Origin of the sequence: Chelatococcus sp. XZ-Ab1 (assembly GCF_029309855.1) — a bacterium.
Classification (GTDB): domain Bacteria; phylum Pseudomonadota; class Alphaproteobacteria; order Rhizobiales; family Beijerinckiaceae; genus Chelatococcus_A; species Chelatococcus_A sambhunathii.
In genome coordinates, this window is record NZ_JARKII010000010.1 from 1 (window position 1) to 13,496 (window position 13,496).

The following is a 13,496-nucleotide window of genomic DNA, read 5'->3' on the forward strand; positions in this document are numbered from 1 at the left end:
TCTTCAACAAGATCAAACACTTCCGCCGTATCGCCACCCGCTTCGACAAGACGGCGGAAAACTTCCTCGCCGCCGTGAAGCTCGCGTCCATCCGCATCTGGCTACGCGGTTATGAGTCTACGGCCTAGCTGCTCTTCGCGCTTGATCTCTAGCGAAAGCCTGAAACCTAAAGAACAAAACGGGTTTGAATGGTCGGAGCGGCGGGATTTGAACCCACGACCCCTAGTCCCCCAGACTAGTGCGCTAACCGGGCTGCGCTACGCTCCGACACCCGAAGGGCGTTGTTTCTCTAGGTGTTTCGCCGCGGGAATGCAAGCCCGGAGTTCTGGCGGCGCGCGGCTCGAACGATGCATCGGGGACACAAAGCCCCGTAAAGTGCGGGCCTCATCCGCTTCGGTTACTGTGGATATCTTGGGGGATGCGAGCGCTCGTCCCCGACGGGCAACTCGTCCCCCGCCGGCACGCGGGAGGCCTCGGTGCCAGGTTGCCGACATGCGAGGGCAGCCCGTACGGCTACGGCGAATGGCAACCGGACAAATATTACCAAAAAGTAATTCCATCGTTCAGGAGCCATTCAGGGCAATCCTCATAAGACGGAGGGCAGAAGAGGAGATGTTCATGAAAAAGATGGCCCTGTTTGTTGCATCGATCGCCATAGTCGTTTCAGGCGCGGCCGTCGCCCAGCCCCATCCATTGCACCGCGGCCCCGATGCCCATATCGAACACCGGGACGTGCGGAGCCAACGCCCGGGCGCGCACAACAGGTATCGCGATGTCCGGACCGAGCATCGTGACGTGCGCATCGAGCACCACGACCGGCATCCGCGGCATGTCGAGCCGCAGCACCGCCGCGGCCGGCCGCATTGGGCGAAGGGGCAGCGCTTCGAGTGGAAGAAGTATCGCCACCGCGAAATTCACGCCCGCGACTACCGCCGTTATCGCCTTCAGGAGCCGCCGCGCGGCCATCGCTGGGTCGAGGTCGACGGTCGCTTCCTGATGGTCAATGTCGCAACCGGCATCATCGCGTCGATCTTCATGATGCACTGAAGCGGACGCGCAGAAGCCCTGCAGCGCATGCAGGAGCCGCGCATGGGCGGCTCTTCCTCAAGGGCTTTGTCCTCGGCCTGCTATCGGCAGACGTGTCGGCGCCCATCATAGCCAAGATAGGTGCCGGTGCGCGGGTTGAAGGACTTGTACTTGCGCGAGCAATAGGCCACCCACCCGGCATCGTAACGGCGCGGCGGCGCGGCGATGGCGCTGCTGGCAATCGCGCCGGCGGCGAGGCCGAAGATGCCCGCCGCAATCGCGGCGCCGGGATCGTAGCCGTAGCCGTAATACGGCCTGTAGTAGCCGCCGTAATAGTATGGCCGATAGTAGTCGCCATAATAAGGGCGGGCGTAGTAGGGGCGGGCGTAGTAGGGGCGGGCGTAGTAGGGGCGCGGATAATAGGGGCGGCCATAATAGCCGTATCGCCGCAGGCCGTAATAGCCGCCGTACACGGGCCGCACTGGAGCGACCGGCCGCACCCGGACAGGCCCGCCCCAACTGCGCGTCCACGTGCCCGGCCCCCCGACGTACCTGTGACCGGGACGACCCCACTGGGCACTGTCGATAAGCGTCGCGGAGGGCGCAGTATCCATGCGGACGATCTGCGCTCCCGCTGGCACCGCAGGGACCGCGAGCAGCGCTGCAACGGCCGTGACGGCGAGTGTCTTGCAGACGGGCATGGCGCGTTCCTCCTCGCGGCAACTGAGGCTTCCGACGCCGCGGACAAGCCGCAGGCGGGCGGACGACCCCGAGCGCCGATCATCTCGGCCGCGTGCGGACGGCGCTTTTTTCCATGATAGAACAAACTGTGGCGGCAGGGCGAGCGAGGGGATCACGTATACGCGACCCTCGCGCGCCCGGGGCGGGCGCGCGACCTGTTGCGTGAAGCACGCGGCTCCGGCATCGGGTCTCCGGCTCGCACGGGGGCAGCCTTTCACCGCGCCTGCAGGGTTCTGACCTTTCCGGCGCGAGGCGGAATCCTCTAGAAATGATTCATGCAGGCGTTTCTGACGGATTATTGGCCGCATCTCTTCTTCGTCCTGAGTACGATGGCCGGTCTGGCTGCGGCCGTGCACGCGGCGATGACGAAGGACGAGGTGCGGGCGGCCATCGGCTGGGCGGGCGTCGCGATGCTGTCCCCAGTCTTCGGCGCGGCGCTCTATCTCGTTGTCGGCATCAACCGCGTGCGCCGATCGTCCGTCATGCGCAAGCGGGCGCGCACGCGCCGGGGGCGGGCGGCCGAGAACGAGGACAGCGACAGCGCCGCGCTATCGCGCCTGCCGCTCGCGTCGCTGGCCCGGCTCGGCGACAATGTCTCCCAGTTCCCGCTGACGCTCGGCAACAAGGTCACGCCCCTTGTCGGCGGCGATGCCGCCTATCCGGCGATGATCGAGGCGATCAGGAGTGCCAGAAAGTCGATCGCGCTCGCGACCTATATCTTCGACCACGACGCGGCGGGGCTCGCCTTCGTCGAGGCGCTCGTGGCGGCGAAGGAGCGCGGCGTCGCAGTGCGCGTGCTGATCGATGCAGTGGGGGCACGTTATTCGAAGCCGCCGCTGCCGCTCCTCCTGCGCCAGAGCGGCGTCACCTCGGCGCTCTTCATGGGCAACATCATCGGCCTTAAGCTGCCCTATGCCAATCTGCGCAGCCACCGCAAGATCCTCGTCGTCGATGGCAAGGTCGGCTTCACCGGCGGCATGAATATCCGCGCCCATTTCCTCACCTCGGCCATGGGTGATCACACGGCGCGCGACACGCATTTCCGCTTCGAGGGGCCGGTGGTCGAGCAGTTGCTCACCGTCTTCGCCGAGGACTGGCATTTCGTAACGCGGGAACTCCTCGACGGGGCGGTGTGGTTCGGACGCGCGGCGCGGCCGGCCGTCGGCTCGGAGGTGGCGGCGCGGGCGATTCCGTCGGGGCCGGACCACACGCTCGAATCGAACCACGCCATGATCATGGGTGCACTTGCGGCCGCCGAGCGCCGGGTCATGATCGCGTCGCCCTATTTCCTGCCAGATCAGCAACTCGTCGGGGCCTTCGGCGTCGCAGCGCGCCGCGGCATCGAGGTCGACATCGTCATTCCCGACAGCAACAACCTGCGCCTCGTGGACTACGCCATGACGGCCCAGCTCGATCAGGTGCTGCGACGGGGCTGCCGCGTCTGGCGCGCGCGCGGCGTCTTCGACCATTCCAAGCTCATGACGGTCGATGGGGTCTGGAGCTACATCGGCTCATCCAACCTCGATCCGCGCAGCCTTCGGCTCAATTTCGAGCTCGACGTAGAGGTGCACTGTCCTGAGCTGGCCGGCTGGATCGAGGGCTACATCGGCGAGCGCATGGCCGATGCGGTCCCTGAAACCCTGCAGAGCCTCGCGGCTCGCCCGCTCGTCGAGCGGCTGCGCAACCGGGTGGTGTGGCTGGCCTCGCCTTACCTCTGACGGCACGCCGGCGCACATCGTCCCGGGTCGGACCGGCGCATGGTTCTTCTGCAGTCGGGCCCAAGCCGGCGGAAAGGGACGAGAAACCATGATGATGTCCGGAGGCGCCCGGAGCGCCCTGGAAGAGCTGCGAAACGGATGATGTCGCCTGTACGGATGTGGCCGTCCGGCATCGCCACGTGATGACCGAGGCCCTGCACCTTGCCGCCCAGCGGCCTTGCGAGGCGCGCCTGGTCGGTATCATCCAGGAGATCGACGAGGAAATCGGCTTTCCCACCGCCAAGGCCATCGCCTGCCCCCCTCGTGCGGGCGTTCCAGGGCAGGTGCGAGGGGGAACATCCGTTCAGGCGGATGTGAACGGGAAAACGGTCGCAATGCCGGGGCGTTAGCCGCAGAAGCGGAATCAGGATGCGAGCGCGCGGGGCCCTGTTTCCCGCCGTGGCGTTGCGGCCGCCATGCCCCAGACGAGCCCGAGAAGCAGATAAAAGTGGCGCCAGTGGTCGCTGTCGATCTGGATGCCCTGCAGCGCGGTGACGAAGAACACGCTCCAGATCGGCAGGAAATGGCGCTGCAAGGGCCCGCGCCGCAGCACCGTGCGCCAGCCGACGAAGAAGGTCGTCACGATCAGTACGAGATAGGCGATGCCGCCGAGCCAGCCATAGGAAGCGAAGGCGTTGAGGAACACGTTGTGCGGCGCGGCGCCATACATCTCGGAGGAAAAGCGCAGGGGGCCGAAGCCGTTCGGCAGGTCGAGCAAGAGCGGGAGGCTGCGGATCTGCCCGCCGAAGCGGCCGGTCGGGCCCATGTCGTAGGATTGCAGGCCCGCTCGCTGGGCGACGAGTTCCCCGATCTCGCCGCTGGAGAGGGCAGCGAGCAGCACGATGATCACGCCCGCCGAGAGCGCTGCGACCTGGCCGACGAGCCGCGAGCGCTGGCCGTTGCTGCGGCTCGTGAGATAGATGAGCAGAACGAGCAGGCCGACGCTGCCGACGGCGTTGATCCATGCACCGCGCGACAGCGTCAGCAGCAGCGCGAGCATCGGCACCGACAGCTTGGCGAGGCTCATGACGAGCCGGCCGCGGCCCGTCATGATGTCCTGCACCATGAAGGCGACGGCGAGCGTCAGATAGGGCCCGAGAACGTTGGGGTCCTTGAAGGTGCCGGAGGCGCGGCCGTAGAGGGAGAAGATCGAGCCGAGACCGGCGATGTCGAGATACCCGGCGATGCCGGCAATCGCCGCCACCCAGGCGGAAGCGACGAAGCCGCTGCGGATCGCCTTCAGCCGCTCCTCGCCGTCCTGCGAGAGGATCGTGGCGAAGAAGATCGCGGTCACCATCAGATAGATCGAGATGGCTACGAAGGTGACCGACTTGCGCTGGTCGAGATAGGGAATGAGCGAAAAGACGCCGCCGAGGTTGAAGGCGAGCAGCAGCAGGATGAGCGGCACGACGAGGCGCGGCAGCCGGATGCCGCCCGTGATCATGAAGCCGAAGAGGGCGACGAGGAACATCGCCTCATAGGGCGACGGCTCGATGATCGCGAGCGAGCCCGAGAAGGCGAGCAGCCCCAGGAGCGCATGTTGCAGCCGGCGCGTCGGGATGCGAAGGCCGCTCGCGACGGTGTCGGCGATGTCGCCTGCGGCCGTCAATAGGCGTTCTCCGACTTGAGAAGCGCCAGCGGCGTCTTCAGGAGGATCACGAGGTCGAAGAGCACCGACCAGTTCTCGATATAGAACAGGTCATGCTCGACACGGCGCTGGATCTTCTCCTCGGTATCGGTCTCGCCCCGCCAGCCGTTGATCTGCGCCCAGCCGGTGATGCCGGGCTTGACCTTGTGGCGGGCGAAGTAGCCGTCGACGACCTTGTCGTAGAGCCTGTTCTCGGCCTTGGCATGCAGCGCGTGCGGACGCGGCCCGACGAGGGATAAGTTGCCCTTGAGGACCACGTTGAAGAGCTGTGGCAGTTCGTCGAGCGAGGTCTTGCGGATGATGCGGCCGACGCGCGTCACGCGCGGATCTCCCTTGGTCACGAGACGCGCCGCCGTTGCGTCGCTCTGGTCAACGTACATGGAGCGAAACTTGAAGACCTCGATGAGCTCGTTGTTGAAGCCGTACCGCTTCTGGCGGAAGAGCACCGGCCCTGGGGAGTCGAGCTTAACCGCGAGGGCCGTGAGGAGGAGCAACGGCGACAGCAGCACCAAGAGGATTGTGCCGACCAGCTTGTCGAAGAGCCACTTGAGCACCAGGTCCCAGTCGGCAATCGGCTTGTCGAAGACGTCGAGTACCGGCACCGAGCCGATGTAGGAATAGGCCCGCGGACGCAACCTCAGCTGGCTCATGTGAGCGGCAAGACGGATATCGGTCGGCAGCACCCACAACTTGCGCAGCATCTGCAGGATACGCGCCTCGGCCGTGATCGGCAGCGTGAAGATGATGAGGTCGACCTGCGTGCGCCGCGCGAAGGTGACGAGATCGTCGACTGTGCCGAGCTTGGGATAGCCGGCCAATACGTTGGGTGAGCGGTCGTCGCTGCGATCGTCGAAGAAGCCGCAGATTCGCACGCCCGTATCGCGCTGTGCCGCCAGAGCCTCGATGAGCCGTTCCGCCGCTTCGCCGCCGCCGACGATCACGGTGCGCCGGTCGAGCCGGCCGGCGCGCGTCAGGCGCGTCACGGCGAGGCCAAGAGCGAGCCGGACCAGGAAGAGCCCAGCAAGTCCCGAAACGTACCAGCCGAGCAGCCAGACCCGGGAGTACTCCTCGCTCGTCTTGGTGAAGAAGAGCGCGGCGAGGGCGAGGAGAAAGATGACGCTCCAGCTTGCGAGAACCCGGAAGGCCTGCGTGAGGACGGAGCGCATCGCGCCGATATGATACAAGCCCGCCGCCTGCAGCGCCGCGACCGTCGCCAGGGCGAAGACTGGCAGGAGGCCGAGGTAGGAGAGGGGATAGCCGTGGTTCGGCGCGATATAGATCGCGAGCGCGGCGTAGCCCGTGGCGAGAACCACCGCGATGTCGGCGAGGCGGGCCGCCCCCGTGATGATCACGGGCGAATAGGTGGGCCGCATGGGCAGCGCCGCCATGCGCTCGGCGAGCGGCGATAGGCGCGGTCCTTTCTCGTCCGCGGAAGCAGGCGCAGGCTGGGCGGGTTCGGCCGCGGCGGCCTGGTCGAGCAGATCGCGAATGTCAAAATTGGACATGTTCGAACTTCGGCGGGACAAAAAGGAAGTCTCGCCAAGGCAATCGCAAGGCCCATGCCATGGCGCAGGCGGGTCCCGTTCCCGCTGCAATGGCCTAGCACGGCCGTCTGGCGAATGTCTTAACGCAGTGCTGCGTGATAGGCGCCGAGCACCGAGGCGACCATCTGTGGCAGCGAGAAACGCTGGCGCACGAAGGCGCGCAGTGTGGCGTCCTCGGCGCGGGCCTCCGCCTCCGGCAGGTCGAGGCGGCGGCGCAGCGCGCCGGCGAGGGCCTCTGGTGCATTGGGAGGTATCAGGCGGCACGCCTGCGGCCCGAAAATCTCGGGGATACCGCCGACGGAGGTCGCGACGAGCGGCATCGCGGCAGCCGCAGCTTCCAGCACGACATAGGGGAGGGACTCGGCCCGCGACGGTACCACCATCACCCGCGCCAGCGCGAGCGCCTTCCGGATCGGCATGGGTCGCTGGAAGGTCACGGCCGCTTCAAGACCCCGGCGCGCCGCATGGGCTCGGATGGTCTCCTCGTCCGGGCCGGCACCGACGAAGACGGCAGTGAGTTCGCGGCCTTCGGCGCGCAGCAGCGCCAACGCGTCGATCAGCGTGTCGATACCCTTGAGGTGGCGCAACTCGCCGATATAGAGCACGTCCTGCGGGCCGGACCGCGGCACCTCATCGAACTCGGCTTCGTGCAGACCGTTGTAGACGACCGCGGAGCGCGCCGCGAGGGGGCCGAGCGCCCCCGCGGCGAGCCGGGCGATATAGGCGCTCTCGAACAGGAAGAAGTCGGTCCTCCGGGCCAGGACGCGCTCGGTAGCCATGTAGAGCCGGTGCTGCGCCGTGCCCGGCGGGTAGTGGAAGCTGCCGCCGTGCGGCGTGTAGATGCGGGCGGGACGACGCCCGTTCGTCCGCGCGGCCAGCCGGGCGTAGAGGCCACCCTTGGCGCCGTGGCCGTGCACCACGTCGGGTCCGAGATGGGACACCAGCGCACGCACGCGCAGGGCACTCGCAAGATCGCCAAGCCCCGGCAGGCGCGCCATGGGCAGGCGCGTAACGCCAAGCGAGAGATCCCCACCGAGCGCGGCGAGGGTTGCTTCCGCCCGCTCGCCGCCGGTCGTGGCGTCGCAGACGATGCCCACCCGGTGGCCGAGCTGCGCCTGTCCGCGCGCAAGGTCGACGACATGGCGGAACAGGCCGCCGACGGGTGCGCGCAGCACGTGCAGGATGCGCAGGGACTCGGGATGGGGCATGACGTGTCGTCCGGGCCGACGGTGGCTCAGAACCACCGCTCCTTGATGACGATGGTGTCGCCCGGCTTGATCGGATAGGTCGCCGGCAGCGGCCCGGTGACGGCCTTGCCCGGCGCCTGACGGGTGACGAGCGCTTCGCTCTCCACGGCGCGGGGGGTGAAGCCGCCGGCGATGGCGGCGGCGGTCTGCACCGTCATGCCGGCGACAAAGGGATATTGGCCGGGATTGCGCACCTCGCCGAGGATGAAGAACGGCCGATAGGCCTCGACGTCCACGCTCACCGACGGTTCGCGCACGTAGCCGGCGGCGAGCTTGCGCTCGATGGCCTTGGCGAGCTGCTGCGTCGTCAGCCCGCGCGCCGGGATGGCGCCGACGAGCGGCATCGCGATCTTGCCCGAGGCATCCACGGTATAGATATTGGACAGGCTGTCCTGCCCGAAGACGATGATGCGGAGGCGGTCGCCGCTGTCGAGCGTGTAGACCTGCGGGCGGGGCACCGCCTCCACCGTCATCGGTGCACGCGACGTCTGGGTGCAGGCGCCGAGCGCGGCGTAGAGAAGGGCGAGGGCGATGGCCGGAAAGCGCGACATGTGACCGTCATCGGAAACTGCAGGACGAGACGCATCTAACGCCGTTATGGTTAACAAAGGTTGATTTTTGCGTATGCCGACGGCCCTTGCCGTCCATCAAGCTGATTTAACCTGCCGGCAACGCCTTGTGTGCAAAGTTGAGGCGTTGTTTTTCGTATTTTGAGGCGCCGATGTCGAAGGAAGTCGCGGCCGGGGGGGCTCCGGCCGCCGGGGACGATCTCGATCTGGGGGTGATCTGGCGCGCGCTGGTGCGGCGCCGGATGTGGATCGCCTTGCCGACCCTTCTCGCCTTCGTCGGGGCGTTCCTGATCGTCAATCTCATCACGCCGCGATACAAGGCCGAGACCAGCGTTCTTCTCGTCAGCGGCGACACTTTCTACACGCGCCCCGAAGGCGGGGCAGGCGCCGGTTCCCAGTTCGACGAGGAAGCGGTGCAGAGCGAGGTGCAGGTCATCATGTCGCGCGATCTGGCGCGCGACGTCATCGGCAAGCTCGGCCTCGTCGGCAATCCTGAGTTCGATCCGGATGCGCGGGTGCTCGGCCTTAGCCAGCGTGTCATGCAGTGGATCGGCCTTAGCGGTTCCGGCAAGGCGCGCCCGCCTGAGGAGCGTGTGCTCGCCACCTATTACCAGCGCCTCAACGTCTTTCCGCTGCCGCGCTCGCGCGTCGTGGCCATCGAGTTCTCGTCGGCCGACCCCGACCTCGCGGCTCGCGCCGCCAACACGATCGCCGAATCCTATCTCGATTTCCAGCGCGCCGTGAAGCAGAGCGCGACGCAGGCCGCATCCCAATGGCTCGCCGAAACCATCGAGCCGCTGCGCAAGCAGGTCGCCGAGGCCGAGGCGAAGGTGGAGGATTTTCGCGCCCGCCACGGCCTCATGAGCGGCAATGCCGGCGAGGTGACGCTGCCGGCGCAGCAGCTCGCCGAGCTCTCGGCGCAGCTGTCCGCTGCCCGCTCGGCCCAGGCCGAGGCCGAGGCGAAGGCGCGTCTGATCCGCGACATGATCGCCTCCGGCCGCGTTTTCGACATTCCCGATGTCGCCAACAACGAATTCATCCGTCGCCTCCTGGAACAGCGCATCGCGCTGCGGGCGCAACTTGCCCTCGAGGAGAGGACGCTTCTGCCAGCCCATCCGCGCATCAAGCAGCTCAACGCCCAGATCGCGGACCTGGAAAACCAGCTCCGGCAGGAGGCGCAGCGCACCGTGCGTTCGCTGGAGAACGAGGCGAGCCTCGCCGCTGCGCGGGTCGAAAGCGTGCAGAAGGCCGTCGATGCCCAGAGCGCTGTGGCCGCGAAAGCCAAGGAATCGGAGGTGGAGCTGCGTGCGCTCGAGCGCGAGGCACGCACCCAGCGCGAGCAGCTCGAGACCTACCTGACCCGCTATCGCGAGGCGCAGGCGCGCGAAGTGGAGAACGCGAGTCCGGCCGATGCGCGCATCGTCTCGCGCGCCGTGGTGCCGGGCACGCCGAACTTCCCCAAGAAGGTGCCGATCATCGCCATCGTCACTCTGGTGGCCTTCTCGCTGGCGGGGACGCTCGTCATCGCGCTGGAACTCCTGTCCGGACGGGCCTTCGTTCCGGCGGCCGCGCCGCCGGCCCACCTGCCGCCGGCGCAGGCCGTCTCCGAGCCGTCGCGCGTCGAGTCCGCTCCTCCCCCGTCGCCCGTTACAGACGCGCCGGTCTCGGCAGTGGTCGAAGCGCAGGCGCCGGCTCAGCCCCGCGACGAACGAGAGGCTGTGCCGGCGGCGACGACGGCTGCCGATGCGCTGGCGCCGCTGATGGCGCGGCTCGGCGATCGTCCCGCGGAGGGACGAGGCCGGCGCTTGCTGGTGACGGAGGCCGCGGCCGGTGCCGGCGCCGTTCCGCTGGCGCGCGCCCTGGCCGATGACCGCGTCAGGACCGAACGCACGATTCTGCTCGACCTGACGGCAGGCGAAGCGATGCGCGGCGCCCGACGTCCGGGCCTCGCCGAGCTTGCCTTGGGCAGCGCCTCCTTCTCCGACGTCATCGGGCGTGATGCCGGCACGCGGCTGCACCGTGTCTCGGCGGGCACGAATCTCGCCGACGCACTCGCCCAAAAGTCCGGCGCGCTCGAATTGCCGCTGCTCGCCCTCGATCAGACCTATGAGTGGGTGATCCTCGTCGTCGATGCCGCAGGTCTCGAGGCGCTCGCCCCGCATGTCCTGCCACACGTCGACCACGTGGTACTCGTGTCGGAAGAGGCCGAGCAGGCCGAGGCCACACGCGCGGCTTACGCCCGCCTTGCGGAGGCGAAGGCGCGCGACATCATCGTCGTGGTGCCGCAGGCGGACGGCGCGCGCGCCGCGGCCTGAGCCGCCTCCGTCAGGCCGCGGGGGCGGGCTTCAGCCGCTGATAGAGCGCCGACAGCCTTTCCGACTGCTTGACGCGACGCTTGGCCCAGACCGCGGCCTTGAGCGGCGGGGCAAGGAGCCGTCCCTTCGCCGAGACGGGGACGATGCCGTCGCGCAGCTCCATGACCTCCTTGCAGAAGACGCGCTTGTACGGCAGGTCGCCGACGCCGAGATCGAAATGGGTGAAGCCTTCCGCGGTCAGTGCCTCGATCATGTGGATGAACAGGACCTCCGCCGGGCTCGAGCGCGAGATCTCCGGCCGCTGGTCGAAGGAGTGGAACATGACGCTCATGTGCGTGCCCCAGACGGTGCCCGCCCGCGTTGCGACGATCTCGTTGCCGACCAGAAGGGCGTAGAGCCTGAGCGGCGGCGGGCTACCGTCGGGCTGCGGCAGGCAGGCGGCCAGCAGAAAGGCCTGGATGCCCGGATCGGCGAAGGGATTGGCGATCTTCTGCGCGGCGAAGCGCTCGGCCTTCTGGGCGAGGAAGGCGGCAAGCGCGCGCCGCACGTCCTCCTTGCTCTCCATCAGGCGGGCAACGAACGTCCCCCGCTCCGACAGGGCCCGTTCCTTCGACTTGAAGACGCGACGGCGCTTGGGACTGAGGATGTGCGTGCGCGCCTCGGCGGCCGGGAAGTCGACCGTGAGCTGATAGCCGTTGCTCGGGCTCGGCTGCGACATGACGGCGGCGAGCGCATTCTCCTCTCCGTGCCAGGCCTGCGGCTGATGGCGGAAGATGAAGAGGTCGATGCCGGCAGCCCGGCCGGCCCGCTGCAGCGCCTCTGCCCATTCGTCCGCGGAGGGCGCGCCCCCATGGGCCAGGAGCGGCATGTGGAAATTGGCATGGCCGGCGCCTGGCATGGTCGCCACCGTCAGCCCCCGCCGGGAGAAGACGTCGAGCGGCAGCAGCGCCCGCACCGCACCGGCTTCGTTGCGCACCCGCAGCAGCATCCGCTTCGGCCGTCCTCTGTCCTGCCAGCAATGGTCGTAGGCGCTGACCCAGGCATGGGACTGGTAGGGCGACATGAGCGCCTTGCGCTCGAAGTCGCGCCAGCAGGAGGCGATGGCCGCCGGATCGTCGAGGATGTCGCCCACAAGGCCGACGCTTGCGTCCTGCACGGCCACCGGGGCATCGTCGAAGACGTCGAGATTGGTCGTCATCGCTCCCATTCCTGCAAAGACCTGTTTCAAAATGACGCAGCGTTTCGCGTCCGCGCCGTTGCACGGGCGGTTCTGATCCTCTCCTAGCAAGGAAACGGCCAAGGAAGCATGAATCTACGCAGCACGATCATCCGCTTCGGTATGCAGGCGATCAGCCTGACTGGGGCGGACCGCTGGCTGGCCAGCGCGGCGCGGGGCAGGGGAGCGATCCTGATGCTGCACCATGTGCGCCCGGATGCCGGCCGCGGCTTTGCGCCCAATGCCCTCCTGGAGGTGACGCCCCGCTTCCTCGACGAGGTGCTGACGCTTGCGAAGGCGGAGGGCTTCGCCTTCGTGCCGCTCGACGAGGTGCCGGAGCGGCTCGCCGATCCGCGCCCGGGCGCGGCGCCCTTCCTGGCGCTGACCTTCGACGACGGCTACCGCGACAATGTCGTCCATGCGCAGCCCGTCCTCGAACGGCACGGAGCCCCCTGGACGGTCTTCGTCACTACCGGTTTCGCCGACCGCACGGCGCGCCTGTGGTGGCTGGAGCTGGAGGAGGCCGTGCGTCGGCTCGACCATGTGGCGGTCGACGACGGCGACCTCGCCATCGCCCATCCGGCCCGGACCGATGCCGAGAAGAGCGCGGCCTTCGAACAGCTTTACTGGGCGCTGCGGCGCGGGCCGGAAGAGCGGCTGCTCGCCGTCATCGCGGGTCTTGCCGAGCGGGCGGGCGTCGATGGCCGTGCACTCGTCGAGGAACTGTGCCTCGACTGGGCGGAGATCGCGGCGCTGGCGCGCGTGCCGGGCGTCACCATCGGCGCCCATACGCTGACCCATCCGATGCTGGCGAAGCACGATGCGGCGCGGGCGCGCGAGGAGATCGAGCGCTCCCGGGCCATCATCGCCGAGCGTGTCGGGCAGCCGGTGCGGCACTTCGCCTATCCCGTCGGCGATCCGACGTCGGCGGGACCGCGGGAATTCGCCATCACCCGAGAGGCCGGCTTCGCGACCGCCGTGACGACGCGCCCGGGCCAACTCTTCGTGGAGCACGCGCAGCATCTGACCGCGCTGCCGCGCGTGTCCCTCAATGGCCTCTATCAGACGAGGGCGGCGGCGCGGGCGCTCTTGTCGGGCGTGCCCTTCCTCTTGTGGAACCGAGGGCGCAAGCTCGACGTCGCTTGAACAGGCCTGCGTAAGGGATTCTCAAGTCTCGCCTTTGTCCTTGCGCTCCATCCACCGCACCAGCGGCAGCAGCGGGATGATCCAGCCGATGCCGACAATGGCGTAGAAGAGGAGTTCGACGCCCTTCGCCATCTCGGGCAGTCGGCTCTGCGCGAGTGCCATGACGACGAGCGCATAGACGCAGACGAAGATCAGCATTGCGATGGTGCCGACGAGCTTGCGTGTGCGCCGTTGCATGGGGGCTCCTCATCAGGTTCCGGGGTGCGGCGGTGCGGCTCGTTGTGCCG

The 13,496-nt window shown here is 67.8% G+C and carries 11 protein-coding genes, 1 tRNA gene and 1 pseudogene; 5 read left to right on the forward strand and 8 right to left on the reverse strand.

The genetic code is table 11. The features are described from left to right. Positions 1 to 128, forward strand: a pseudogene (locus P2T65_RS15120) (IS5/IS1182 family transposase); the annotation flags it as partial. 61 nt (positions 129 to 189) lie between these two features. On the opposite strand, the gene P2T65_RS15125 reads toward P2T65_RS15120, so the two are convergent. Next, positions 190 to 267 (reverse strand) — tRNA-Pro (locus P2T65_RS15125). A gap of 255 nt (positions 268 to 522) precedes the next feature. Here P2T65_RS15125 and P2T65_RS15130 point away from each other — a divergent pair. Further along, positions 523 to 1,047 (forward strand): RcnB family protein, encoded by a 525-nt coding sequence (locus P2T65_RS15130; RefSeq protein WP_276200098.1) that lies wholly within the window; start codon positions 523 to 525, stop codon positions 1,045 to 1,047. An 80-nt stretch (positions 1,048 to 1,127) separates the two neighbouring features. Here the strand turns inward: P2T65_RS15130 and P2T65_RS15135 are convergent, their stop codons facing one another. Continuing rightward, entirely contained in the window at positions 1,128 to 1,727 is a 600-nt protein-coding gene (locus tag P2T65_RS15135) for a BA14K family protein (protein WP_276200099.1), read from the reverse strand. 315 nt (positions 1,728 to 2,042) lie between these two features. Here P2T65_RS15135 and P2T65_RS15140 point away from each other — a divergent pair, with 315 nt between their 5' ends. Continuing rightward, entirely contained in the window at positions 2,043 to 3,485 is a 1,443-nt protein-coding gene (locus tag P2T65_RS15140; protein ID WP_276200100.1) for a phospholipase D-like domain-containing protein, read from the forward strand. A gap of 403 nt (positions 3,486 to 3,888) precedes the next feature. Here the strand turns inward: P2T65_RS15140 and P2T65_RS15145 are convergent, their stop codons facing one another. The 4 genes from P2T65_RS15145 to P2T65_RS15160 form a co-directional block, all read right to left on the reverse strand. Then, positions 3,889 to 5,133, reverse strand: a complete 1,245-nt coding sequence (locus P2T65_RS15145; RefSeq protein ID WP_276200101.1) for an O-antigen ligase family protein — start codon at positions 5,131 to 5,133, stop codon at positions 3,889 to 3,891. Further along, complete coding sequence (locus P2T65_RS15150; RefSeq protein WP_276200102.1) at positions 5,130 to 6,677, reverse strand: undecaprenyl-phosphate glucose phosphotransferase; 1,548 nt, start codon at positions 6,675 to 6,677, stop codon at positions 5,130 to 5,132. Before P2T65_RS15150 ends, P2T65_RS15145 begins: the two co-directional genes overlap by 4 nt. A 119-nt stretch (positions 6,678 to 6,796) precedes the next feature. Further along, positions 6,797 to 7,924 (reverse strand): glycosyltransferase family 4 protein, encoded by a 1,128-nt coding sequence (locus P2T65_RS15155; RefSeq protein ID WP_276200103.1) that lies wholly within the window; start codon positions 7,922 to 7,924, stop codon positions 6,797 to 6,799. 26 nt (positions 7,925 to 7,950) lie between these two features. Next, positions 7,951 to 8,514 (reverse strand): polysaccharide biosynthesis/export family protein, encoded by a 564-nt coding sequence (locus tag P2T65_RS15160; RefSeq protein WP_055461075.1) that lies wholly within the window; start codon positions 8,512 to 8,514, stop codon positions 7,951 to 7,953. A gap of 170 nt (positions 8,515 to 8,684) precedes the next feature. Here P2T65_RS15160 and P2T65_RS15165 point away from each other — a divergent pair, with 170 nt between their 5' ends. Beyond that, positions 8,685 to 10,847, forward strand: coding sequence for an exopolysaccharide transport family protein (locus P2T65_RS15165; RefSeq protein ID WP_276200104.1), 2,163 nt, complete (start codon positions 8,685 to 8,687; stop codon positions 10,845 to 10,847). A gap of 10 nt (positions 10,848 to 10,857) precedes the next feature. On the opposite strand, the gene P2T65_RS15170 is transcribed toward P2T65_RS15165, so the two are convergent. Further along, entirely contained in the window at positions 10,858 to 12,045 is a 1,188-nt protein-coding gene (locus tag P2T65_RS15170) for a GNAT family N-acetyltransferase (RefSeq protein WP_276200105.1), read from the reverse strand. A gap of 108 nt (positions 12,046 to 12,153) precedes the next feature. Here P2T65_RS15170 and P2T65_RS15175 point away from each other — a divergent pair, with 108 nt between their 5' ends. Further along, positions 12,154 to 13,209, forward strand: coding sequence for a polysaccharide deacetylase family protein (locus tag P2T65_RS15175; RefSeq protein WP_276200106.1), 1,056 nt, complete (start codon positions 12,154 to 12,156; stop codon positions 13,207 to 13,209). Positions 13,210 to 13,230: 21 nt separating this feature from the next. Here P2T65_RS15175 and P2T65_RS15180 read toward each other — a convergent pair whose 3' ends face one another. Then, entirely contained in the window at positions 13,231 to 13,446 is a 216-nt protein-coding gene (locus P2T65_RS15180) for a DUF2842 domain-containing protein (protein ID WP_071923691.1), read from the reverse strand. Between the last annotated feature and the right edge of the window lie 50 nt (positions 13,447 to 13,496).